This is a genomic window from Haloactinomyces albus (assembly GCF_031458135.1).
In the GTDB taxonomy this organism is placed as follows: domain Bacteria; phylum Actinomycetota; class Actinomycetes; order Mycobacteriales; family Pseudonocardiaceae; genus Haloactinomyces; species Haloactinomyces albus.
This window is the reverse complement of record NZ_JAVDXW010000001.1, coordinates 3,293,359-3,314,746: the sequence shown is the minus strand read 5'-3', so window position 1 is coordinate 3,314,746 and position 21,388 is coordinate 3,293,359. Positions and strand designations below refer to the sequence as shown.

At 67.1% G+C, this 21,388-nt stretch carries 18 protein-coding genes; 9 read left to right on the top strand and 9 right to left on the bottom strand.

Annotated elements, in window-relative coordinates:
* The first annotated feature begins 190 nt into the window (after nucleotides 1-190).
* Genes JOF55_RS15705 through JOF55_RS15690 form a run of 4 tightly spaced genes read left to right on the top strand, consistent with a single transcriptional unit; the run spans nucleotide 191 to nucleotide 6,564 of the window.
* Nucleotides 191-1,645: a pyridoxal phosphate-dependent decarboxylase family protein gene (locus JOF55_RS15705; RefSeq protein ID WP_310274959.1), complete on the top strand. Its 1,455-nt coding sequence runs from the start codon at nucleotides 191-193 to the stop codon at nucleotides 1,643-1,645.
* Entirely contained in the window at nucleotides 1,642-3,438 is a 1,797-nt protein-coding gene (locus tag JOF55_RS15700) for an IucA/IucC family protein (protein WP_310274956.1), read from the top strand. Before JOF55_RS15705 ends, JOF55_RS15700 begins: the two co-directional genes overlap by 4 nt.
* Complete coding sequence (locus JOF55_RS15695; protein WP_310274954.1) at nucleotides 3,435-4,727, top strand: lysine N(6)-hydroxylase/L-ornithine N(5)-oxygenase family protein; 1,293 nt, start codon at nucleotides 3,435-3,437, stop codon at nucleotides 4,725-4,727. Before JOF55_RS15700 ends, JOF55_RS15695 begins: the two co-directional genes overlap by 4 nt.
* 58 nt (nucleotides 4,728-4,785) lie before the next feature.
* The gene (locus JOF55_RS15690) at nucleotides 4,786-6,564 is read left to right on the top strand and encodes an IucA/IucC family protein (protein WP_310274952.1); all 1,779 of its coding nucleotides are present in this window, start codon (nucleotides 4,786-4,788) and stop codon (nucleotides 6,562-6,564) included.
* Nucleotides 6,565-6,589: 25 nt separating this feature from the next.
* On the opposite strand, the gene JOF55_RS15685 is transcribed toward JOF55_RS15690, so the two are convergent.
* Nucleotides 6,590-7,414 carry an aminoacyl-tRNA hydrolase gene (locus JOF55_RS15685; protein ID WP_310274950.1) on the bottom strand — a complete coding sequence of 275 codons (825 nt, stop codon included), beginning with the start codon at nucleotides 7,412-7,414 and terminating at the stop codon, nucleotides 6,590-6,592.
* Nucleotides 7,415-7,639: 225 nt separating this feature from the next.
* On the opposite strand from JOF55_RS15685, the gene JOF55_RS15680 reads away from it, so the two are divergent.
* Together JOF55_RS15680 and JOF55_RS15675 are read left to right on the top strand one after the other, a co-directional pair.
* Nucleotides 7,640-8,962, top strand: coding sequence for a cytochrome P450 (locus tag JOF55_RS15680; RefSeq protein WP_310274948.1), 1,323 nt, complete (start codon nucleotides 7,640-7,642; stop codon nucleotides 8,960-8,962).
* A gap of 14 nt (nucleotides 8,963-8,976) precedes the next feature.
* Nucleotides 8,977-9,717, top strand: a complete 741-nt coding sequence (locus JOF55_RS15675; protein WP_310274947.1) for a TetR/AcrR family transcriptional regulator — start codon at nucleotides 8,977-8,979, stop codon at nucleotides 9,715-9,717.
* Nucleotides 9,718-9,819: 102 nt separating this feature from the next.
* Here JOF55_RS15675 and JOF55_RS15670 read toward each other — a convergent pair whose 3' ends face one another.
* The 3 genes from JOF55_RS15670 to ctaD form a co-directional block, all read right to left on the bottom strand.
* Nucleotides 9,820-10,458 carry a Pr6Pr family membrane protein gene (locus tag JOF55_RS15670; RefSeq protein ID WP_310274945.1) on the bottom strand — a complete coding sequence of 213 codons (639 nt, stop codon included), beginning with the start codon at nucleotides 10,456-10,458 and terminating at the stop codon, nucleotides 9,820-9,822.
* Nucleotides 10,459-10,469: 11 nt separating this feature from the next.
* Nucleotides 10,470-11,705, bottom strand: coding sequence for a phosphoserine phosphatase SerB (gene serB, locus JOF55_RS15665; RefSeq protein ID WP_310274943.1), 1,236 nt, complete (start codon nucleotides 11,703-11,705; stop codon nucleotides 10,470-10,472).
* Between the two features lie 172 nt (nucleotides 11,706-11,877).
* The gene (gene ctaD / locus JOF55_RS15660; protein ID WP_310274941.1) at nucleotides 11,878-13,656 is read right to left on the bottom strand and encodes an aa3-type cytochrome oxidase subunit I; all 1,779 of its coding nucleotides are present in this window, start codon (nucleotides 13,654-13,656) and stop codon (nucleotides 11,878-11,880) included.
* A 417-nt stretch (nucleotides 13,657-14,073) separates the two neighbouring features.
* On the opposite strand from ctaD, the gene JOF55_RS15655 reads away from it, so the two are divergent.
* From JOF55_RS15655 to JOF55_RS15645, 3 genes are all read left to right on the top strand, one after another.
* Nucleotides 14,074-14,703, top strand: a complete 630-nt coding sequence (locus JOF55_RS15655; RefSeq protein WP_310274939.1) for a DUF305 domain-containing protein — start codon at nucleotides 14,074-14,076, stop codon at nucleotides 14,701-14,703.
* Between the two features lie 172 nt (nucleotides 14,704-14,875).
* Nucleotides 14,876-15,766: an SDR family oxidoreductase gene (locus JOF55_RS15650; RefSeq protein WP_374727518.1), complete on the top strand. Its 891-nt coding sequence runs from the start codon at nucleotides 14,876-14,878 to the stop codon at nucleotides 15,764-15,766.
* A gap of 214 nt (nucleotides 15,767-15,980) precedes the next feature.
* Nucleotides 15,981-16,799 (top strand): bifunctional allantoicase/(S)-ureidoglycine aminohydrolase, encoded by an 819-nt coding sequence (locus JOF55_RS15645; RefSeq protein WP_310274935.1) that lies wholly within the window; start codon nucleotides 15,981-15,983, stop codon nucleotides 16,797-16,799.
* Nucleotides 16,800-16,899: 100 nt separating this feature from the next.
* Here the strand turns inward: JOF55_RS15645 and JOF55_RS15640 are convergent, their stop codons facing one another.
* The 5 genes from JOF55_RS15640 to JOF55_RS15620 all read right to left on the bottom strand — a co-directional run bounded on the left by JOF55_RS15640 (nucleotide 16,900) and on the right by JOF55_RS15620 (nucleotide 21,387).
* Complete coding sequence (locus JOF55_RS15640; protein ID WP_310274933.1) at nucleotides 16,900-17,658, bottom strand: succinate dehydrogenase/fumarate reductase iron-sulfur subunit; 759 nt, start codon at nucleotides 17,656-17,658, stop codon at nucleotides 16,900-16,902.
* A gap of 54 nt (nucleotides 17,659-17,712) precedes the next feature.
* The gene (locus JOF55_RS15635; RefSeq protein ID WP_310274931.1) at nucleotides 17,713-19,641 is read right to left on the bottom strand and encodes a fumarate reductase/succinate dehydrogenase flavoprotein subunit; all 1,929 of its coding nucleotides are present in this window, start codon (nucleotides 19,639-19,641) and stop codon (nucleotides 17,713-17,715) included.
* A 97-nt stretch (nucleotides 19,642-19,738) separates the two neighbouring features.
* A complete protein-coding gene (gene sdhC, locus JOF55_RS15630) occupies nucleotides 19,739-20,542 on the bottom strand; it encodes a succinate dehydrogenase subunit SdhC (protein WP_310274929.1) in 804 nt (267 codons plus the stop codon).
* A gap of 27 nt (nucleotides 20,543-20,569) precedes the next feature.
* A complete protein-coding gene (locus JOF55_RS15625) occupies nucleotides 20,570-20,899 on the bottom strand; it encodes an Rv0250c family protein (protein ID WP_310274927.1) in 330 nt (109 codons plus the stop codon).
* A gap of 104 nt (nucleotides 20,900-21,003) precedes the next feature.
* Nucleotides 21,004-21,387: a type II toxin-antitoxin system PemK/MazF family toxin gene (locus JOF55_RS15620; protein WP_310274925.1), complete on the bottom strand. Its 384-nt coding sequence runs from the start codon at nucleotides 21,385-21,387 to the stop codon at nucleotides 21,004-21,006.
* Nucleotide 21,388: the final 1 nt, after the last annotated feature.

Below are 21,388 nucleotides of genomic sequence, written 5' to 3'. Positions count from 1 at the left end.
CTCAAATATAGGTAAGGCACACCTCAGCAACCCGACGCGGTCACACCGACACAGCGCGATCAAGACAGCCGGGCTCGATCAGAGCAGCCCGCTCAGGACAACGCGATCCGCCCATGCAGCGGATTCCGCGAGCGATCCCGGCAGTTTCAGCAACAGTGACGATCCCAGCAACAGTGACGGGGGAAGGCGCGTGACGAGCAGCACCCAGCTCGCCGGTGGTAATGGCGGGCCCGAGCACCTGCTACCGCTGATCGACACCGCGCTCGAGGGCCTTGGCAAAGGCACCGTCGAGCGCAACGGGCCACTACCTGCAGGCGGACCCGGTTCGAACGGACTCCGCACCGGCAGCACCGCCGTGACCGGGGAGGGCTGCCCGAACACCGGCGTGGGAGCAACCCGGGCGCTGGCGGAGATGAGCCAATGGTTCACCCAGTACGCGATCGATCCGGCCGACCCGGCATGCGCCGCACATCTGCACACACCTCCGCTGGCGGTCGCGGTAGCCGCCGACGTCGTGGCCGGTGCGGTGAACTCCTCCTTGGACTCCTGGGACCAGGGACCGTCCGGTGTCGCCGTCGAAGCCGATGTGGTGCGCGCCCTCGCCCACCTCATCGGCTACTGCCCCGAGACGGCCACCGGAGCAATGACCTCCGGCGGCACCGAGTCCAATGTGACCGGATTGATGCTGGCTCGCGAGCATGCCACTCGTGCGGCAGCGGGCAAGGCCTCCCGCCGGGGACGGCCCAGAATCCTGTGTTCGACCGACGCGCACTTCTCGGTGGCACGCAGCGCAGGCGTACTGGGCCTGGGCGAAGACGCTGCCATCGAGGTCGGCCTGGACAGCAGGCGCCGGATGGACCCGGAGAGCCTGCACACGGCTCTCGCCGCCATCGACGATGCCGGTGACGTTCCCATCGCCGTCGTGGCCACGGCAGGCACGACCGACCTCGGCACCATCGACCCGATTCCGGAGATCGCCGGAATCGCCGAGACACACGGCCTGTGGCTGCACGTGGATGCCGCCTATGGCGGTGGAGCAGTGTTCTCGCACCGCTTGGCGCCGCTGCTCGACGGACTCGAACGCGCCGACTCGGTAGCCATCGACCTGCACAAACTGGGGTGGCAACCCGTTGCCGCGGGGCTTTTCCTCGTCCGCGATGCCACCCTGTTCGATCCACTGCAACGCCGGGTCGCCTACCTCAACTCCGAGGACGACGAGCAAGCAGGCTACCGGAGCCTGCTCGGCCGCTCACTGCGCACCACGCGCCGGGCCGATGCCCTCAAGGTCGCGGTGACCTTACGCGCTCTGGGGCGAACGGGCCTCGGCGCACTCGTCGACCGCTGCCACGATCTCGCCGGGCACGCGGCATCGCGGGTGAACGACGAACCTCGGCTCACGCTCCACAGCGATCCGGTACTGACCACAGTGGTCTTTCGCTATCTTCCCCGAGCCGGCGATCCGGACTCGGTCAACGCCCGGCTGCGCAGGCGGCTGCTGGACGAGGGCCGTGCCGTCATCGGCCGCACCGAGTTCGACGGGGCGGTCCACCTCAAACTCACGCTGCTCAACCCGAACACCACGGAGGGCGACATCGACGCCCTGCTGGAAACCGTTGTCGCCGCCGGAGACAAGGAGTGCGCATGACCGCGGCACCGACCGCATCGATCCACACGGTGCGGGGACAGGATCCGGACGAGATGGCGGGCGCCGCGGCGGTGGACGGGCTGCTTCGCTGCTGGCTCCGGGAAACCCGAGTCGCCGTCCCCGAAGCCGGTCCGCTGCTGCTGGAACTGCCCACCAGCGGCACCTGCCTGCACGCCGAGGTTCTGTACCGCTCCCCCACCGGTTTCCACCGCTTCGGGACGACAACCCTGAGCACGGGGACACCGGTCGGCGCCGTGACCATCGCGACGCTGCTGGCTCTCGAGGCCGCCACGAGCAGGACGGCGGCCGGAAACGCTGTCGGCGACCTGGTGGCCCGAGTCGCCGACTCCGAACAGCGCATCGCCCGGCACCTGAGAGCGCGCCGGAAAGAAGCGGACAGTGGCACTGCGGGTACCAATGGCACTGCGGGTACCAATGGCGCTGCGGGCACCACGGGCACTGCGGGCACCACGCCGTTCCTCGCAGCAGAGCAGGCACTGGTACTCGGGCATCCGCTGCATCCCGCGCCGAAGAGCCGCATCGGCTGGACCGAGACCGAGGCCGAGCGGTTTTCTCCCGAACTGGGCGCCGGTTTCGCGTTGCACTGGTTCGCCGCCGCCCCCTCGATCGTCTCCGCTTCCGGTGATATCCGGGAATCGCTCGCGGATTTCGCCCCCGCGACACCCGGCAACACCATCCCCGTACCCGCACACCCGTGGCAGGCACGGGAACTGCACGCACGGCCGCAGATCAGACACTTGCTCGAGGCCGGCCTGCTGCACGACCTCGGGCAGTCAGGTCCACAGTGGTATCCCACGGCGTCGATTCGCACCGTTTACCACCCGCACGCGCCGGTCATGCTCAAATTCTCCCTCGGGCTTGCCATCACCAATTCCAAACGGGAGAACCTGCGCAAGGAGTTGCGCCGCGGCGCCGAGATACACCGGTTGCTCGAGGCCGGTCTCGGAGACGAACTCGCGCAGGCCCATCCGACCTTCGGGGTGGTTCGGGATCCCGCCTGGCTGACCGTGGAGGCACCGGGCCGGGCGGAAAGCGGGCTGGAACTGGTAGTGCGTTCCAACCCCTTCGGCGACACCGATCCGAACACCATCGACCGCACCGGATGTATCGCCGGCCTCCTGGCCGAACGGCCCGAACTGGGCCGTTCGAAGATCACCTCGATCATCGAGGACCTCGCCACGCGCACCGGCAGGACGCGTGGCGACATCGCCGAACAGTGGTGCGACCGCTACTTCGACCACGTGATCGCACCCGTGCTGTGGTTGTACGGCACCCACGGTCTCGGACTGGAGGCCCATCAGCAGAACACCCTCGTGACACTCGATCCCGACGGATGGCCCTGCGGCGGCTGGTACCGCGACAACCAGGGGTACTACCTGTCCGAACGGCGCATCGAGGCACTCGAACGGTTCCTGCCCGGTGTCGGCGAGGACGGGGACAACCGCTGCGCCGATGCCGTGATCGACGAGCGTCTGGGCTACTACATCGGCATCAACAACATCCTCGGCGTCATCGGCGCGTTCGGCTCGCAGGGGCTCGCCGACGAGCGGCGGTTGCTCGCCCTGTTCCGTCGGCGCCTCCGGGAGTTTCCTTACCTGCAACCGGCCCGGACGCTGGTCCATTCGGCCACGCTGCGCTGCAAGGCCAACCTGCTCACCCGGGTCGACGGGCTCGACGAACTCGTCGGCCCGCTGGAGACGCAGTCCGTGTACTGCGACATCGCAAACCCCTTCCAGGAGGGCGAACCGCAGGAGGCGGGAGATACCGCATGACGACCTACGACCTTCTCGGAGTCGGCGTCGGGCCGTTCAACCTGTCCCTGGCGGCACTGACCGACGGCGTCGAGGACATCTCGGCTGTCTTCCTCGACGAGAATCCGGAGTTCTCCTGGCACCCCGGGTTGCTCATCGACGGCACCACCCTGCAGGTGCCGTTCCTCGCCGATCTGGTCACCCTCGCGGATCCGACGAGCCGGTGGTCGTTTCTGGCCTACCTCGCCGAACACGAGCGGCTGTACCCGTTCTACTTCACCGAGGACTTCCACATTTCGCGCCGCGAGTACGACCACTACTGCCGATGGGCGGCCGAAACATTGCCGTCCTGCCGTTTCGGCCTGCGAGTCACGGCGGTGCACTGGGACGGCACCGACGAGGTTTTCCGGGTCGAGACGCAGGACGTGCACACCGCACGGTGTGCGACGTTCACCGCCCGCAACGTCGTGCTCGGGGTGGGCACCGAACCGACCGTTCCCGCACCGATGCGCGGACTGCCGGGCAAGGAGGTCTTCCACAGCTCCGCCTATGTGGACCGTGCCGGGTCGCTGCGCGAGGCCACCGACATCACCGTACTCGGCTCGGGCCAGTCCGGGGCGGAGGTTTTCCTGGACCTGCTGCGCGCACCGCAGGCACCGGAGCAGAGACTGCGCTGGCTGACCCGATCCCGCGCGTTCGCACCGATGGAGTACTCCAAGCTCGGGCTCGAACACTTCACGCCCGACTACACCCGCTACTTCCACTCACTGCCGCAGCACACCAGGGACAGCGTGCTCGCCGGACAAGGACAGCTCTACAAGGCCGGCAGCGCCGAAACGCTGGCCGAGATCCACCGCGTCATCTACGAGCGCGGTGTCGGTGGCCGGGATCCGGACGTGACCATGATGCCCAATGTGGCCGTCACGGATGCCCACCGCGGCGACGGTGGCATCGAACTGGCCTGCCACCACGTCGAGCAGGACCGCACGTTCACCGTCAACACGCATCGGGTCGTGCTCGCCACCGGCTACTCGGCGCAGCGCCCCGCCTGCCTCGATCCACTGGCCGATGTCGTCGACCAGGACGCCTCCGGACGCTATCGGATCTCCGCCGACTACCGGGTCTCGCTCGACGACACGGTGACCGGCGGTCTGTATGTGCAGAACGCCGAGATGCACACCCACGGTGTCGGTGCTCCGGATCTCGGTCTCGGAGCACACCGCGCGGCGGTCATCCTCAACGCCGTCACCGGCAGGAACGTCTACCCGCTCGCCCGCCGGAGCGCCTTCACCACGTTCGGCGTCGAGTGAACTCCGACAACCAGCCACCCAAGGCCGACACGACAGGCCCCAGCACAGGAGATCCGCGATGTCTTTGTCCGTGCCTCCGGAACTGAACGCCGACACCTGGCGACGTGCCGGGCGTGAGCTGCTCGCCAAGGCCCTGGCCGAGTTGTCCTACGAGCAGTTGCTCGAACCGGTCGAGATACGGTCGGGTCGGTACCGCCTCGACCTGCCCGGCGATGTCTCCTACGAGTTCTCCGCTCGCGGAGGTGCCTTCGCGCACTGGCGTGTGGAGCCCGCCTCGATCACGCGAACCGCCTTCAGTACCGAGGAACCCGCCGAGGACCCGCTGCGGTTCCTGCTCGACGCCCACACCACGCTCGGCATGAGCGCGGACACCGCAGGCCATCTCGCTCGCGAACTGACCGCGACCATGACCGCCGACACCAAGCTGCTCGGTCCGGACGCATTGACGGCCGCCGAGCTGGCGGATCTGAGTTACGCCGATCTGGAGGGGTACCAGACGGGGCACCCCTGGCTGCTGCCGAACAAGGGACGTATGGGTTTTTCCGCCTCGGACGCCGCCCGCTACGCCCCCGAAGCACGGCAGGAACATCGGCTGCCGTGGATCGCCGTGCACCACTCGCTCGCCGACCATCGGTCGGTCGAAGGACTTCCCCGCGAGACGCTGCTCGACGGCGAGCTGGACGAGGCCACGCGGGAACGGTTCACCGAGGAGCTGACCTCCCGTGCTCTGGAGCCGGGCGACTACGTCCGGATGCCCGTGCATCCCTGGCAGTGGGATGAGGTCATCCTGCCGATGTTCACCCCCCAGATCGCGGAACAGCAGATCGTGCCTCTCGGTACCGGCCCCGACCGCTACCGTGCCCAGCAGTCCATCCGCACCTTCGCCAACCTCGACCGGCCGCAGCAGCACTACGTCAAACTGCCGCTGTCGATCCTGAACACCCTGGTTTGGCGAGGGCTTCCGACCGAGCGCACCGTGGCCGCGCCAGCCGTGACCTCATGGGTGCTCGGCATCGCCGAGAACGACGAGTTCCTCCGGGACGACACACGCGCGGTGCTGCTCGGCGAGGTTGCCTCGGTGACCGTGCAGCATCCCGTGCTGGAGCACATCGACGACGTGCCGTACCAGTACCGGGAGTTGCTCGGCACCATCTGGCGGGAATCCCTGGAGGGCAAACTCGATCCCGGAGAACGTGCCCGGACCCTCGCCGCGCTCCTGCACGTCGACCGCGGCGGCCGGGCGTTCGTCACCGAACTGATCGAGCGTTCCGGCTTGGACGCCGAGACCTGGTTGCAACGACTGTTCGGGGCCCTGCTGCCCGCTCTGCTGCACTTCCTGTATCGGTATGGCGTGGTGTTCTCCCCGCACGGCGAGAACACCATCGTCGTGTTCGACGAGAGCGACGCACCCGCCCGGTTGGCGGTCAAGGACTTCGTCGACGACGTCAACATCAGCGCCACCCCGCTGCCCGAACTGGCGGACATGCCCGCCGAGGTCGATGCGGCGCTACTGCGCGAGCCCCCGGAGTTCCTGCGCCAGTTCATTCAGAGCGGCCTGTTCGTCGGCCACTTCCGCTACCTGGCACCGCTGATCGAGGATCATCTCGGGGTGCCGCAGGATCGGTTCTGGACGATGGTGCGCGAGGAGGTGCTCGCCTACCAGAAGCGTTTCCCCGAACTCGCCGAGCGCTTCGCGATGTTCGACCTGTTCACTCCGGAGATCGAGCGGCTCTGCCTGAACCGCAACCGGCTGCTGCTCGACGCCTATCGGGACCGCCCGGAGCGTCCGCACGCGGCCGTCCACGGGCACGTGCCGAACCCGCTGCATCGGCCGTGATCCTCCCCGAGCCGGCATCGGCCGTTCACCCGGCGTCGGTCAATTTCTCGCGAAATTGACCGACGCCGCCCGGCCACTGGGCGAGCACGGTGACGGTGCCCGGGTCGATCTCGGTGAAACCGGCGTCCCGTACGGCGGCGACGCCGCGCTCGCGCCACGCCGCCGCCGGTTCCGTCCCGGGATGCAGGGCACGCCAGCTCGCCCCATCCGGGGTCCGCACCGCACAGGGAAAACCGTCGGCGGCCCACCGGTCCAACTCACCGTGCGCCCCCGTGCCGTACAGCAGAGCCGCCAGGATCATGCTTGCGTGGCCGACCTGTGCGGCCGACTTGCCCGCGCTCATCTCGATATCGGGGTTGAGCCACAGAACCGGCACGCCGTCCACCGCCGACTCCGGCTCGTCGGGTTCGAGCTCGCTACCGGAGATCTGCAGGCGCGTGAGCTCCTTGGGCATCTCGGACAACCGCATCGGCAGGAACGCGCGCACCTGCGCAGTGCCCACGGTGATCGTGTGCCCGGGCAGGGACTGCACGGCGCTCCAGTGCGATCCACGAGCGCGCCGGGCTACCTTGCGGATACGTCCGGCCGCCCAGGTGCCCACCGCATCGCGCCACTCGCCTCCCGGCCTGCACCGCTCGTCCAGACACACCGCGATGGCCGCCGAGGCCGCCGCTTGCAGCAGGTCCGTCCGTGCGGGCGGCTCGTTGCGTTCGATCCGCAACACCATCGGCATCAGGACGACATCGTCCGGGTCCTCGTCCGAGGTGTCGGCGGTCGACTCGTCGGACAACTCCAACCAGGACGTATAGCGGGCGGTCAGCGGCTCGAGAACGGAGGCGGCATCTGTCACGGCGACGATTATCCGCACCGGATTCCCCGTCCTGTCGCTGGTGGGCGTCCGGCAAGCTTTCCGCTCGGTGTTTCCGCCGGCCACGTCGGTCCCACGAGTGGTGGGCTCGGCCGGACCAAGTGTGCACGCTACGCATTGGTGCACGTTGTGCAAATTTGTGCGTAAGCTGAGTGGCGCTCTTGCCACGAGCAGTCGAGCAGCCGCCGCCCCGGAAAGGACGTGTTGATGAGCGCCGACAGCGAGGCTCCCCGGATCGACTCCACGACGGAGTCGCCCACGGCGATGCGTCGTCTTCTGCCCGCGGACATGGTGGATCGGCAGCGGTGCCCGTTCGATCCGCCACCCGGTCTGGAGCGGCGGCGTGGCGACGGGTCGGTTCAGCCGCTGCCGCTGCTCAACGGCGCCCAGGCCTGGCTGGTGACCGGCTTCGAAGAGGCTCGAGCCGTGCTGGCCGATTCTCGTTTCAGCTCCGACAGAGTCCGCCACCGCGACGCCACCCGGATGCAGCCGCACGAGGTGGCCGAGAGGGCGGCAGCGGCGGAGCGTGGCGAGGTGCAGACGGGCGAGAGCGGCGCGGCGCAGGCTGTGGAGAGCCGCAGCGACGGGATGTTCATCTTCATGGACCCGCCGGAACACACTCGGCTGCGGCGGCTGCTGACCGGCCAGTTCACCGTGCGTCGGATGCGGGCGCTGGAATCGCGGGTCACCGAGATCGCCGCCGAGCACATCGCGGCCATGCAGGCCGCAGGCACCGAGGCCGATCTCGTGCCCGCGTATGCGCTGCCGCTGCCATCGTTGATGATCTGTGAACTGCTCGGCGTCGACTACGCCGACCGGGCGGAGTTCCAGGAGCACACCGCCACCTCACTGAACGTCAACACCAGCGACGAGGAGCGAGCACGCGCCGGCGCCGAACTCTACACGTTCATCCAGCGCCTGGTGGCCGACAAGCGGGCGACACCCACCGACGATCTGCTCTCGGGGCTCATTCACGACGCCGACCCGCCACTGACCGACGCCCAACTGGTCGACATCGCCCTCGTCCTGCTCGGCGCCGGGCACGAGACCACCGCGAACATGCTGGGTCTGGGCACCTTCGCGCTCCTGGAGAGCCCCGACCAGCTCGCCGCGCTGCGCGCCAACCCCGACCTCATCGACAACACCGTCGAGGAACTGCTGCGTTACCTGAGCATCATCCAACTCGGGGTGACCAGGGTGGCCACCGAGAACGTCACTCTCGGCGGCGTGGACATTCCCGCCGGAGCCACCGTCGTGCTGGGAACACCCGAAGCCAACCGGGATCCCCAGCAGTGGTCCGAACCCGATCGGCTCGACCTGCACCGACCCCGCGCCCCGCACTTGGCCTTCGGCCACGGCGTGCACCAGTGCCTGGGGCAGCAGCTGGCCCGCATCGAGATGCGCATCGGGCTCAGCGAGCTGTTCACCCGACTGCCGAGGCTGCGACTCGCCGTGCCCGCCGAGGAGGTGGCGTTGCGCAACGACATGCTGATCTTCGGCGTGCACTCGCTGCCCGTGACCTGGACCTGACCATGCCGCCGAGCGTGCCACCCCGCACCGCCGCTCCCGGTGACACAGCACCGGCGATGGGGCGCCGCGAACGAAAGAAACTGGCCACCCGGACCGCCGTACGAGAAGCAGCCCTGCACCTGTCCCTGCGTCACGGCGTCGAGAACGTCACCGTCGAACAGATCTCCGCCGAAGCCGACATCGCTCTGCGAACCTTCTTCAACCACTACTCCAGTAAGGAGGAAGCGGTGGTGGCCGTCGCGTCGGCCGGGGCCGAAGCGCTCATCGCGGAGTTCCGTGCCCGGCCGCGCACCGAATCGGTGCTGCAGGCGATCCGCGAAGCGGTGCTCGTCGTCATGGACCAGAGCGACGCAGCCAGTCGCGATCACGTCGAGGCACTGCGGTTGATCCGGCAGTCACCATCGCTGGTACCCCAGCAGCTGGCCGTGTTCGCCGCACAGGAGAAAGCACTCGCCGACGCCATCACCGAGCGCATCGACCTCGACGACGAACCGACCGAATCCCCCACGCCGCCTCCGGCCGAGGCCCCGCACGAGCCCGGATCCGGCCGCAGCGCCGTCTACCCGGGGCTGTGCGCAGCAGCGGCACTGACAGCGCTACGCGTCGTCCTCGACCGGTGGCTCGACCAAGCCGCAGGCTCGGGCGACACACCACCCATGGAGGCCCTGCGCGTGGAGGTCGACCGGGCAATCACCGAGCTCGCCGCAGGACTGGATCGGCCCGGCCCCGCAGCAGCCGAGCGAAGCACCCACTGACCACGAACGAAACCGCCGGTCCGAGCCACTACACGATCCGACATCGGTGTCCCCCGAAAAGAGCAAAAATTGCAGTTTCGCGCGAAACTGCAAAAACCACGCCTACGCAGCTGCACGCATCTGCGATGCCCGCACGCGGACATTGCCCGCCCAGGCCACCAGCAGGGAAACAGCGGCGATGCCCACGGCGATGCCGAGGATGTGCAGCAGCACCCCCGCCGGCCCACCGACCTCCACAGGCTGCAGGAACGGGTACGGGTACCAGTCGACCACCACGCCCCGCGTGAGCGAATAGACCAGGTACAGCATCGGGACACCGATCCAGGCCAGTGCCTTGCCGTAGTCGACACGGCACTGCGGGCACACCGCGAGCCAATCGACGAACAGAACGATCGGAATCACCCGGTGGAGTACGGCGTTGACCCACGGCAGTGTGAGGCCGAGTTCGCCCGTGTCGAGCAGTACGGCATACACGATGCCCGTCGTGGCCAGGTAGACGGTCATCGCGCCGCGCAGCCACTCGGCCAGGCGCGCTCGGTTTCTGCCTGGCGCGAGTGCCAGACCGATCAGGAACAGTCCCGCCGCACTGTTGCTCAGGATCGTGAAGTAGCTGAAGAAGTTCACCGGGGAGAAGCCGGGCAGGACGACCTCACGTCCGAACTGCGCTCCCACGGCGAGCACAGCGAGCCCTCCGAACAGCAAGCGGAGCAGCCGAACCGGCCATACCTCGGATGCCAACACCGGTACAACTCTCACACATCGAGGGGGACGCGACGCAGGACGCCGTCCTCCGCGTCCGCGGCCTCCACCTCGGCTCGTGTCACCCCGAGCACGAACAGCACGGCATCGAGGAACGGGTGCGACAGGGCCGTGTCGGCGACCTCGCGCAGCGCGGGTTTCGCGTTGAACGCCACACCGAGTCCGGCTGCCGAGAGCATGTCCATGTCGTTGGCGCCATCTCCCACGGCCACGCACTGCCCGATCGGCACGTCGAATTCCTCGGCGAACCGGTGCAGGGCTCGCGCCTTGCCCGGCCGGTCGACGATCTCCCCCACGACCCTGCCCGTGAGCTTGCCGTCGACGACCTCGAGGTCGTTGGCCGCGCTGAAGTCCAGCCCCAGGTCGTCGACGAGCTGGTCGATGATCCGGGTGAATCCGCCGGAGACCACACCGGTGTGGAAACCGAGACGGCGCAGCGTACGGATCGTGGTCCGCGCCCCGGGCGTCAACTCCAGGTCGGCGGCGACCTCGTCCATCACCGTGGCGGGCAATCCCTCCAGCACGGCGGCACGTCGCCTCAGCGACTCGGCGAAATCCAGTTCCCCGAGCATGGCCTGCTCGGTGACGCGGCGTACTTCCTCCTCGCGTCCTGCCTTGGCCGCGAGCATCTCGATGACCTCGCCCTGGATCAAGGTCGAATCGACGTCGAAGACCACCAGGCGTTTGGCACGGCGGGTCAGGCCGGTGCGCTCCACGGCCACATCGACACCGAGCCCGGCGGACACGTCGGCCATCTCGGAGGTCAGCAGGGTGTCGACGGCCTCACCCGTGCCCGGAGCGCTGACCTGAAGTTCCAGGCCGGTGACCGGATAGTCGGCCACCCGCTGGATCGAGTCGATATTGACGTCGATCGCAGCCAGCCTGCGTGCCACCTCGGAAAAGCTCCGTGCGGTCACCGGCTGGCCGAGCACGACCACGACATGGGTCGACCCGAGCTTGTCGGCCTCGCCGTCGGCGGCGCCGATCTCGATGTCCACCCCCACACCGACGCTGGCCATCGCCTGCTCGACCGACTCCTGCAGCTGCTCCGGGTCGTAATCGGTGGACACCAGCACCCCGAGTACCAACCGTTCACGGATCACCACCTGCTCGACGTCGAGCACATCCACCCCGTGCCTGGTGAGGGCGGCGAACAGCACCGAGGTGACCCCCGGTTTGTCCTTGCCGGTCACGGTCATCAGCACGGTGGTGGGATTCGGCGTGGTCACGACTGACGGCACTCCTTCGATATTCGACGCTGTGGTTCTCGCCCGAGGTTCACCCGGGAGTCACGCCCGAACGAAAGCGAGCCCCGGTGGACGGCCGTAGCCGTCCACCGGGGCTCACCGTCGAGCTCGTCCCACCTTTACACAACAGTGCGGTGTGGGGCTATGTCGAGCGTCACTTCTCCCGCGGGTCCCGGTCGCCGCCCTGCTCCGGCGGAACCGTGAGCTGTGCAGCGTTCTCGGAGGGCGCCGCCGCGTGAGCCAGGGGCTTGCCGGTCAGGCCGACATGGGCCTCCAGGCGCATCCGTTCGGACATGTGCGGATAGTGCAGCTCGAAGGCCGGACGGTTCGAGCGGATGCGGGGCAGTTCGGTGAAGTTGTGCCGCGGCGGCGGGCAGGAGGTCGCCCACTCCAGCGAGTTGCCGTAGCCCCACGGGTCGTCGACGGTGGCCATCTCGCCGTAGCGGTAGCTTTTGAACACGTTCCACAAAAACGGCAGCATCGACACGCCCAGGAGGAACGCACCCGCGGTGGAGATCATGTTCAGCGTGGTGAACCCGTCACTGGGCAGGTAGTCGGCGTAGCGCCGGGGCATGCCCTCGTTGCCCAGCCAGTGCTGGACGAGGAACGTCGTGTGGAAACCGAGGAACGTCAACCAGAAGTGCAGCTTGCCCAGCCGCTCGTCCATCATCCGCCCGGTGAACTTCGGGAACCAGAAGTAGATCCCGGCGAAGGTGGCGAACACGATGGTGCCGTAGAGCACGTAGTGGAAGTGCGCGACCACGAAGTACGAGTCCGAAACGTGGAAGTCCAGCGGCGGGGCGGCCAGCAGCACACCGGTGAGGCCGCCGAACAGGAAGGTCACCAGGAAGCCGATGGAAAAGATCATCGGCGTCTCGAAGGTGAGCTGGCCGCGCCACATGGTGCCGATCCAGTTGAAGAACTTCATGCCCGTGGGAATGGCGATCAAAAACGTGGTGAAGGCGAAGAACGGCAGCAGCACCGCGCCGGTGGCGTACATGTGGTGGGCCCACACGACCACCGACAGGGCGGCGATGCCCAGGGTGGCATAGATCAGGCCGGTGTAGCCGAACAGTGGCTTGCGGCTGAACACGGGGAAGATCTCGGTGACGATGCCGAAGAACGGCAGCGCGACGATGTAGACCTCGGGGTGGCCGAAGAACCAGAACAGGTGCTGCCACAGGATCACGCCGCCGTTGGCGGGGTCGAACACGTGCGCACCCAGGTGCCGGTCCGCCAGCAATCCCGCCAGCGCGGCGGTCAGGATCGGGAACGCCATGAGGATCAGCACGCTGGTCACCAGGATGTTCCAGGTGAAGATCGGCATCCGCCACATCGTCATGCCCGGTGCGCGCATGCAGACCACGGTGGTGACCATGTTGACCCCACCGAGGATCGTGCCCAGGCCACTGACGAGCAAGCCCGAGATCCACAGGTCCGCACCGATACCCGGCGAGTAGATGCTGTTCGACAGGGGGGTGTAGGCGAACCAGCCGAAGTCGGCCGCACCGCCGGGCGCGAGAAAGCCCGCGACCACGGTGAGCCCGCCGAACAGGTACAGCCAGTACGAGAACGAGTTGAGCCGGGGGAAGGCGACATCGGGAGCGCCGATCTGCAGCGGCAGGATGTAGTTGGCAAAGCCGAACAGAACCGGCGTCGCATACAGCAGCAGCATGATCGTGCCGTGCATGGTGAACAACTGGTTGTACTGCTCGTTACTCAGAAACTGCAGCCCCGGCACCGCGAGCTCGCCCCGCATCAGCATGGCCATCAGGCCGCCGACCAGGAAGAAGGACATCGAAGTGACCAGGTAAAGGATCCCGATCTGCTTGGGGTCCGTGGTGCGGAGCAACCGCAGCACAGCGGAACCCCTGGACGTATTGCGCACCGGATATGGGCGCGTGGCGATCGGCTGTGGCGCGACGGCCGTCACGGTGCCTCCTGCACTGCCTCATGCGTTCCGGACCCGGTTCGAGCCCGCCGGCCCGGGTGGGCCGGTCAGTTGTCTCGGCAGCCCGACCTGAAAGATGGTCACGATCGCTGCCGTCTGCGGATAGTAGTCCGGCCGCTTCGCGGTTCCGCGACCGGGCCGTAGTCACCCTAGACATCGGGCCACATTCGGTCACCGAGGATGAGAGCCACCTGACATGCTCGAGCGCGCCTGCGAGGCAGGACGAATCCGCATGATTGCCCGAAAAAAGGCGGGTTAGGCTACAGGAAACAGTCCCGTGGGTACCCCCTGCGGGAAAGCCCAGGTCCGTGGTCCGCAGCACGCATCGAGGCAATCGGCGCAGGAAGCCGATCGAGCGGGACCCTCGGACACAACCACCACCCCGGAGGCGAAGCAACGGTGCGCAAGAGCACGATCATCGGCGCGCTGGCGGCTGCCGGCATCGCACTCGCAGGCTGCAGTCCGTCGGAAGACCCCAGCCCCATGCCGCCCGCCCCGGGAACCCCACCGCCGCCCAGCGCCATCGCGCCCGCGGAGAGTCCCCAGGACGGCGACGAGACCCGAAATCTCAACACCGACATCCAGTTCGCCCAGGAAATGCTCGCCCTTCGCGAGGTGGATCTGCAGCTGCTGGAGGTCGCCATCTCCAATGCAGGCCGGGAACGGATCACGGAACTGGCGCATCAGTTCGAGCGCACCCACGGGCCGCAGATCGAGGAGATCCGGAACTGGCTGCGTGACCACGGGCAGTCCGGCGTCTCGCCGCATGACGTCGGCCCGGGCGAGGACGCGCAGGTGCCGAACGTGGGCTTTACCGAGCAGCTCCGCAAGCTGGAGGAGGCCCAGCAGGGCCAGTTCGGGCCGCTGTGGATCAAATCCATGCTGGCCCACGAGCAGGATGTCCTGGACGCCGCCATGGTTGAGATCAACAAGGGCAACGCCCCGCAATTGCGCTCGGTGGCCGAGAAGATCGCGGACAGCCGCCGAGCCGAGATCCAGCAGCTGCGGCAGCTTCAAAGCGAGATCTGACGCGCGGCACTCCGTAGGCCACGGCGCCGATCACACCCGCGACGCCGGTCAGCGCAGCCCGCACGGAAACACCCTTTACTTTACGCTTGAGTAACCTACTATGGGTAACTCAGGAAGCGGACGCTCGCCGTCGAAGCGTCCGTCAGCGTGAGTCGAGGGAGTGCCCATGCCGATGCAGCTGTCCGGCAAAGTCGTCGTCATCACCGGTGCCGCGAGAGGAATCGGCGCGGAGACCGCCCGGGAGCTGGCTCGCCGCGGAGCCCGAATCGCACTGATCGGCTTGGAGCCCGGCGAGCTCGCAACGGTGGCGGCCGAACTGGGTGAGGGGCACGCCTGGTTCGAGGCCGATGTGACCGACCCGACCTCGATCGAAGCAGCAATCGAAGCGACGGTCGGACAGTTCGGCGGCATCGACGTGGTGGTCGCCAACGCCGGGGTGGCTCCTTTCGGCACCGTGCGCGACCACGATCCGCACGCCTTCACCAAGACCATCGACGTGAACATCAACGGTGTGTTCCACACCGCGCGGGCCGCGCTGCCGCACGTCATCGAGCGGCGTGGTTATCTGCTGGTGGTTTCCTCGCTCTCGGCGTTCGCCCCGATCGGCGGGATGGGCGCCTACACCGCCAGCAAGGCCGGCGCCGAGGCCCTGGCCAGCGCACTGAACTCCGAGCTTGCCCACCACGGAGTGGCGGTCGGCAGCGCTCACCCCTCCTGGATCGACACCGACCTCGTGCGCGATGCCGGCGAGGACCTGCCCTCCTTCCGCGAGATGCGGCGGCGACTGCCGTGGCCGATGCGCTCCACCACGACCGTGCAGCAATGCGGCCGCGCGTTCGCCGACGGGATCGAGCGCCGCGCTCGCCGGATTTATGTGCCGCGCTCGATCATGCTCATGCACTGGCTGCGCAACCTGCCTGCCTCCCGGCTCATGAGCCGCCTGATGCTGCCGACGACGCGAAAGCTCATGCCTCGGATGGAGCAGGAAGTGGCGCGACTGGGGCGGTCCTTCAGCTCTCGTAACCAGCAACTGCAGAGCAGGAGTGACGAACAAACGCGCTGACGTCGTCACCGCCGGAGCGCGGCTTCCGGCGGGCAAGGATGTGCAACCATCCTCTTTCGCAGCCTCCTCAGCAGCAACTTCAACAAAAGGTGTACTCCAGGAGGTCAGGTCGTCTACCCTGCTTGTGTCGCAGTATCCCGTGCGCGATGCGCCCTGGCGGTGGCACCGCACCCGGCAGCACGTGGATTCGTCACGAGCAGGACAGGAGTTCCCGTTGAGCGAGCCGACGTACTACGCCCCCGAGGGTGGCCTTCCCTCGCAGTCCACGCTGCTGACCGATCGCGCCGTCGTGACCGAGGCGTACACGGTCATCCCTCGTGGCGTACTACGCGACATCGTGACCAGTAACCTGCCGGGCTGGAACCGTACGCGCGCGTGGATCCTCGCCAAGCCCGTCCAGGGCTTCGCCACCACGTTCGCGCAGTACATCGTCGAGGTATCGGCCGGTGGCGGGAGCACGGAGCCCGAGCCCGAAAGCGGCGTCGAGTCCGTGCTCTTTCTCCTCGAAGGTAACCTGCACGTGGCCATCGAGGGGGAAAATCACCACCTCACGCCCGGCGGGTACGCCTACCTCCCGGCCGGGGCGAACTGGTCGGTGGCCAACGAGTCCGACGAGCGGGCATGTTTCCAGTGGGTCCGCAAACCATACGAGCCGCTCGAGGGGTACACCCCCAAGGCGTTCGCCGTTCAGGAACAGGACATCGAGCCCACGCCGATGCCCGACACGAACGGAACCTGGGCGACCACACGGTTCGTCGACCCGGACGATCTCGCCCATGACATGCACGTCAACATCGTGACTTTCGAGCCCGGTGCCGTCATTCCGTTCGCCGAAACGCACGTGATGGAGCACGGTATCTACGTGCTCGAGGGCAAGGCGGTGTATCGGCTCAACGACGACTGGGTCGAGGTCGAAGCGGGCGACTTCATGTGGCTGCGGGCCTTCTGCCCGCAGGCCTGCTATGCAGGCGGACCGGGCAAGTTCCGGTACCTGCTCTACAAGGACGTGAACCGCCAGATCAAGCTGACCTGACAACGCGGGCACTCAGCCGACGGAGCGTGCGCACGCCCCTCGACAGCGCGGGATTTTTGCAGTTTCGCGCGAAACTGCAAAAATCCCGCGCTGTTCCGACTCAGTCCTGCTTGCGGCGGAAGAACCGCAGGATCGGGTCGTAGCGGCGATCGGCGACGCGCTCCTTCAACGGGATCAGTGCGTTGTCGGTGATCCGAATGTGCTCGGGACAGACATCGGTGCAGCACTTGGTGATGTTGCACAGGCCGAGACCGTGGTCACCACGCGCCTCCTCGGCGCGGTCACCTCCGGCCTGTTCGTGGCTGTCCAGCGGATGCATCTCCAGTTCGGCGACACGAATCAGATAGCGGGGGCCGGAAAAGGCCTCCTTGTTCTCCTCGTGATCGCGGATGACGTGGCACGTGTCCTGGCACAGGAAGCACTCGATGCACTTGCGGAACTCCTGGGAGCGCTGCACGTCCACCTGCTGCATCCGGTACTCCCCCGGCTCCACGCCCTCCGGAGGTCGGAAGGACGGCACCTCCCTGGCCTTGACGTAGTTGTAGGACACGTCGCACACGAGATCCTTGATGACGGGAAACGTGCGCATCGGCGTGACGGTGACCGTCTCGCCCTCGGTGAACGTCGACATCCGCGTCATGCACGTCAGCCTCGGACGCCCGTTGACCTCGGCCGAACAGGAACCGCACTTTCCGGCCTTGCAGTTCCACCGCACCGCCAGGTCCGGGCATTGGGTGGCCTGCAATCGGTGCAGGATGTCGAGGACGACCTCCCCCTCGTTGACCTCGACGGTGTAATCACGCAGCCCACCGGAGTCGGCATCGCCGCGCCACACCCGGAAATGTGCCTGGTATCCCATTACGCCGGTCCTTCCTCCTCCACGGTCTGGCGGCTCGCGGTTTGCGACTCACGCTCACGGCTCGTGACTCACGGCTTTCGGCGGTGAACCGTCCCGGAGTCCGGCCAGTTCGTCCTCCGTGAAGTACTTGCGCAGTTCCTCGAGCTCGAAGAGCCCGAGCAGGTCCTCCCGTATCGGTGTCTGCTCCTGATCGGTGACCTCGATCTCGTCCTGGCGCCAGGAGCACGTCAGCAACGTGCGTCGCCACGTCGGATCCATCTCGGGGTGATCGTCCCGCGTGTGGCCGCCGCGACTCTCCGTACGGCGCACAGCCGCCTTCGCGACACACTCGCTGACCAGCAGCATGTTGGCCATGTCCAAGGCGAGGTGCCAGCCGGGATTGAACTGCCGGTTGCCCTCCAGCACCGCGAGGTCGCCCGCCCGGCGTTTGAGGTCGGCCAGCAGCTCCAGCGCCGACCGGATCTCGTCCTCACGCCGGATGATGCCGACCAGATCGTTCATGACCTGCTGCAGTTCGGCGTGCAGCGTGTAGGCGTTCTCCGCCGTGGCGGATTCACCGGCGTCGAACGGCGCCAGCGCACGCCGCGCCGCCGCGTCCACGTCCGACTGCGAGGCCTCCGGCCGGTTCGCCCCGAGCTGCTGCAGGTACTCCTGCGCACCGAGTCCGGCCCGTCTGCCGAACACCAACAGATCGGACAGCGAGTTCCCACCGAGCCGGTTGGAGCCGTGCATTCCTCCTGCCACCTCTCCGGCGGCGAACAGACCCGGCACTCGGGAGGCGGCCGTGTCCGGATCGACCTCGACCCCGCCCATCACGTAGTGACAGGTCGGACCGACCTCCATCTTCTCCGCGGTGATGTCCACATCGGCGAGTTCCCTGAACTGGTGATGCATGGACGGCAACCGCCGCTTGATCTCCTCGGTCGACAACCTGCTGGCCACATCCAGGTACACCCCGCCGTGCGGGGTACCACGGCCCTCCTTGACCTCGTTGTTGATCGCCCGCGCCACCTCGTCACGCGGCAGCAGCTCGGGCGGTCGCCGGTTGCTGTCCGGATCGGAGTACCAGCGGTCGGCCTCCTGCTCGCTGTCGGCGTAGGAGTCCTTGAACACCTCGGGGATGTAATCGAACATGAATCGGCGGCCCTCGCAGTCGCGCAGCACACCGCCGTCGCCCCGCACGGACTCGGTGACCAGGATGCCCTTGACACTGGGCGGGTAGACCATCCCCGTCGGGTGAAACTGCACGAACTCCATGTTGATCAGCGAAGCGCCCGCGCGCAGCGCAAGCGCATGCCCATCGCCGGTGTACTCCCAGGAGTTCGACGTGACCTTGAACGACTTGCCGATGCCGCCGGTGGCCAGCACGACCACCGGCGCGTGCAGCCGGATGAACCGGCCGTTCTCCCGCCAGTAGCCGAAAGCACCCGCGATTCGACCGGAATCGAGCAGCAGTTCGGTCACGGTGCACTCGGCGAACACCCGCAGACGCGCCTCGTAATCGCCGTGCTCGGTGTAGTCGTCCTGCTGCAGGGAGACGATCTTCTGCTGCAGCGTACGGATCAGCTCCAGCCCGGTGCGGTCACCGACGTGCGCGAGCCTCGGGTACTCGTGGCCGCCGAAGTTGCGCTGACTGATCCGTCCGTCCCCGGTGCGGTCGAACAGTGCTCCGTAGGTCTCCAGTTCCCAGACCCGCTGTGGGGCCTCCTTGGCATGTAGCTCGGCCATGCGCCAGTTGTTCAGGAATTTCCCGCCGCGCATGGTGTCGCGGTAGTGCACCTGCCAGTCGTCGCGGGAGTTCACGTTGCCCATCGACGCCGCGATGCCGCCTTCGGCCATCACCGTGTGGGCCTTGCCGAACAGGGACTTGCACACCACCGCGGTGCGCAGTCCCCGCATCCGTGTCTCGATCGCGGCACGCAGGCCCGCACCTCCGGCACCGATCACGATCACGTCGTAGTCGTGCCGTTCGATCTCCACCATGTCGTGTCTCGACTCCTCGCGGGTTGTGCCTGTCGTATTCGGGTGTCCGTGCCGTATTCGGGCCGGTGCGCCTGCGATGTGTGTGCGCGTGCGCTGCTTAGTTGAGCAATCTGGGGTCCGCGAAGGCGCCGGCGGCGATGAGCATCACGTACAGATCCACGAGCGCCACCGAGATCAACGACGCCCAGGCCAACTGCATGTGCCTGCCGTTGAGCCTGCTCACCTTCGTCCACATCCAGTACCGCACCGGATGCCGGGAGAAATGGTTGATCCGGCCGCCGACGAGGTGGCGACAGGAGTGGCAGGAGAGCGTGTACAGCCACAGCAGCACCACGTTGATCACCATCAGAATGGTGCCCAGTCCGATCCCGAAGCCCCCGGCACGTCCCTGGAAGGCGATCGCCGTGTCGTAGGTGAGGATCGCGGCGACCAGGATCGCCGCGTAGAAGAAGTACCGGTGCACGTTCTGCAGGATCAGCGGCAACCGTGTCTCACCGGTATAGCGGCTGTGCGGTTCGGTGACGGCGCAGGCAGGCGGTGACGCCCAGAACGAACGGTAATAGGCCTTGCGATAGTAATAGCAGGTCAGACGGAATCCGAGCACGAACGGCAGCACGAACACCGGCGGCGGAATCCACGACGGGAGCGCGGGAATCGGCGTACCGAAGTGGCTCGACCCCGGCACGCAGCTGTCACTGAGGCACGGCGAGAAGAACGGCGCCAGGTAGTGGTATTCCGGTACCCAGTACCACTGGTTCATGAACGTGCGGACCAGGCCGTACACCACGAACGCCGACAGGCCGAGGAACGTGGCCAACGGTGGCAGCCACCACCGGTCGGTGCGCAGGGTGCGTACGGACAGCCGTGCACGGCCGGCGGCGGTGGTGGTGGGAGCGGACATCACAGACCTCGTTGTCGTTCGGACGTATCAGCGATCGTGTGGTTGTCTGCCGCCCACTCCTTCGTCGTCGACGTCGCGCCACAGGGAGGGGTCGTACGGCGTGTCGGGCACCTCGACCACATCCTGCTGCTCCGCTTTCCCCGAGCTCGCCCGTGTGGAATGCCGTGCGCTTCGCTGAGGTGGCGGTGCGGGCGCGGCGGTGGACAGCTCGGAGACATCGATCTCCAGTCGTTCCAGATCGTTGTCGATACGGCGCACCATGGGAACGTCGCCGTAGCGGGCGTGCAGGCCGTCGACTCCGGTACGCAGTTGCGCGAGCGCACGCAGAACGTCCCCCATCTCAGTCGTCGAGGACATACCAACACCTCTTCTGTGCCTGGTCGTGTCGGTCCCCTTGACTCTGCCCTCGATCCACCATCGTGACAAGCGACACACGTGATGAACGACCGATTTTCTTGACTTCACCTCCCAGGGGCGAGGTCACAGCGGCTTGGATTGCTCTTCCGAGACGACAGCTCGGCCTTGTTCCAGGGCCCGGACACGCACAGAGCCCAGCGGCGGAAACCGGCTTCCGCATCGACGCTGCTGCCCGTCATGCTGGTGGCATCGTCCGCCAGCAGCCGGCGATAGCACTCCAGCCACAGTGCGAGCTGATCGGTGATCGCCCCCGTGGTCTGTTCGGTGGCGGTGCCGATCAGGCGACCGAACCGCTGCGTGGACAGTGCCCGCGCTGCTTCACACATCGCCCAGCCGGATCGAGGCAGTCCGCCGTCATCATCGACCCGAACGTGGTGCGGGAAGCCGAATTCACCTGCCGTATCACCCCGGTTCGTGCGGTACGGCATC

What these genes read in the sequence shown, in the direction of transcription:
- JOF55_RS15695 (WP_310274954.1), top strand. Translation starts at nt 3,435, where the DNA reads ATGACGACCTACGACCTTCTCGGAGTCGGCGTCGGGCCGTTCAACCTG.
- JOF55_RS15650 (WP_374727518.1), top strand. Translation starts at nt 14,876, where the DNA reads ATGCAGCTGTCCGGCAAAGTCGTCGTCATCACCGGTGCCGCGAGAGGA.
- JOF55_RS15640 (WP_310274933.1), bottom strand. Translation starts at nt 17,658, where the DNA reads ATGGGATACCAGGCACATTTCCGGGTGTGGCGCGGCGATGCCGACTCC.
- sdhC (WP_310274929.1), bottom strand. Translation starts at nt 20,542, where the DNA reads ATGTCCGCTCCCACCACCACCGCCGCCGGCCGTGCACGGCTGTCCGTA.
- JOF55_RS15635 (WP_310274931.1), bottom strand. Translation starts at nt 19,641, where the DNA reads ATGGTGGAGATCGAACGGCACGACTACGACGTGATCGTGATCGGTGCC.
- JOF55_RS15690 (WP_310274952.1), top strand. Translation starts at nt 4,786, where the DNA reads ATGTCTTTGTCCGTGCCTCCGGAACTGAACGCCGACACCTGGCGACGT.
- JOF55_RS15625 (WP_310274927.1), bottom strand. Translation starts at nt 20,899, where the DNA reads ATGTCCTCGACGACTGAGATGGGGGACGTTCTGCGTGCGCTCGCGCAA.
- JOF55_RS15680 (WP_310274948.1), top strand. Translation starts at nt 7,640, where the DNA reads ATGAGCGCCGACAGCGAGGCTCCCCGGATCGACTCCACGACGGAGTCG.
- JOF55_RS15620 (WP_310274925.1), bottom strand. Translation starts at nt 21,387, where the DNA reads ATGCCGTACCGCACGAACCGGGGTGATACGGCAGGTGAATTCGGCTTC.
- JOF55_RS15700 (WP_310274956.1), top strand. Translation starts at nt 1,642, where the DNA reads ATGACCGCGGCACCGACCGCATCGATCCACACGGTGCGGGGACAGGAT.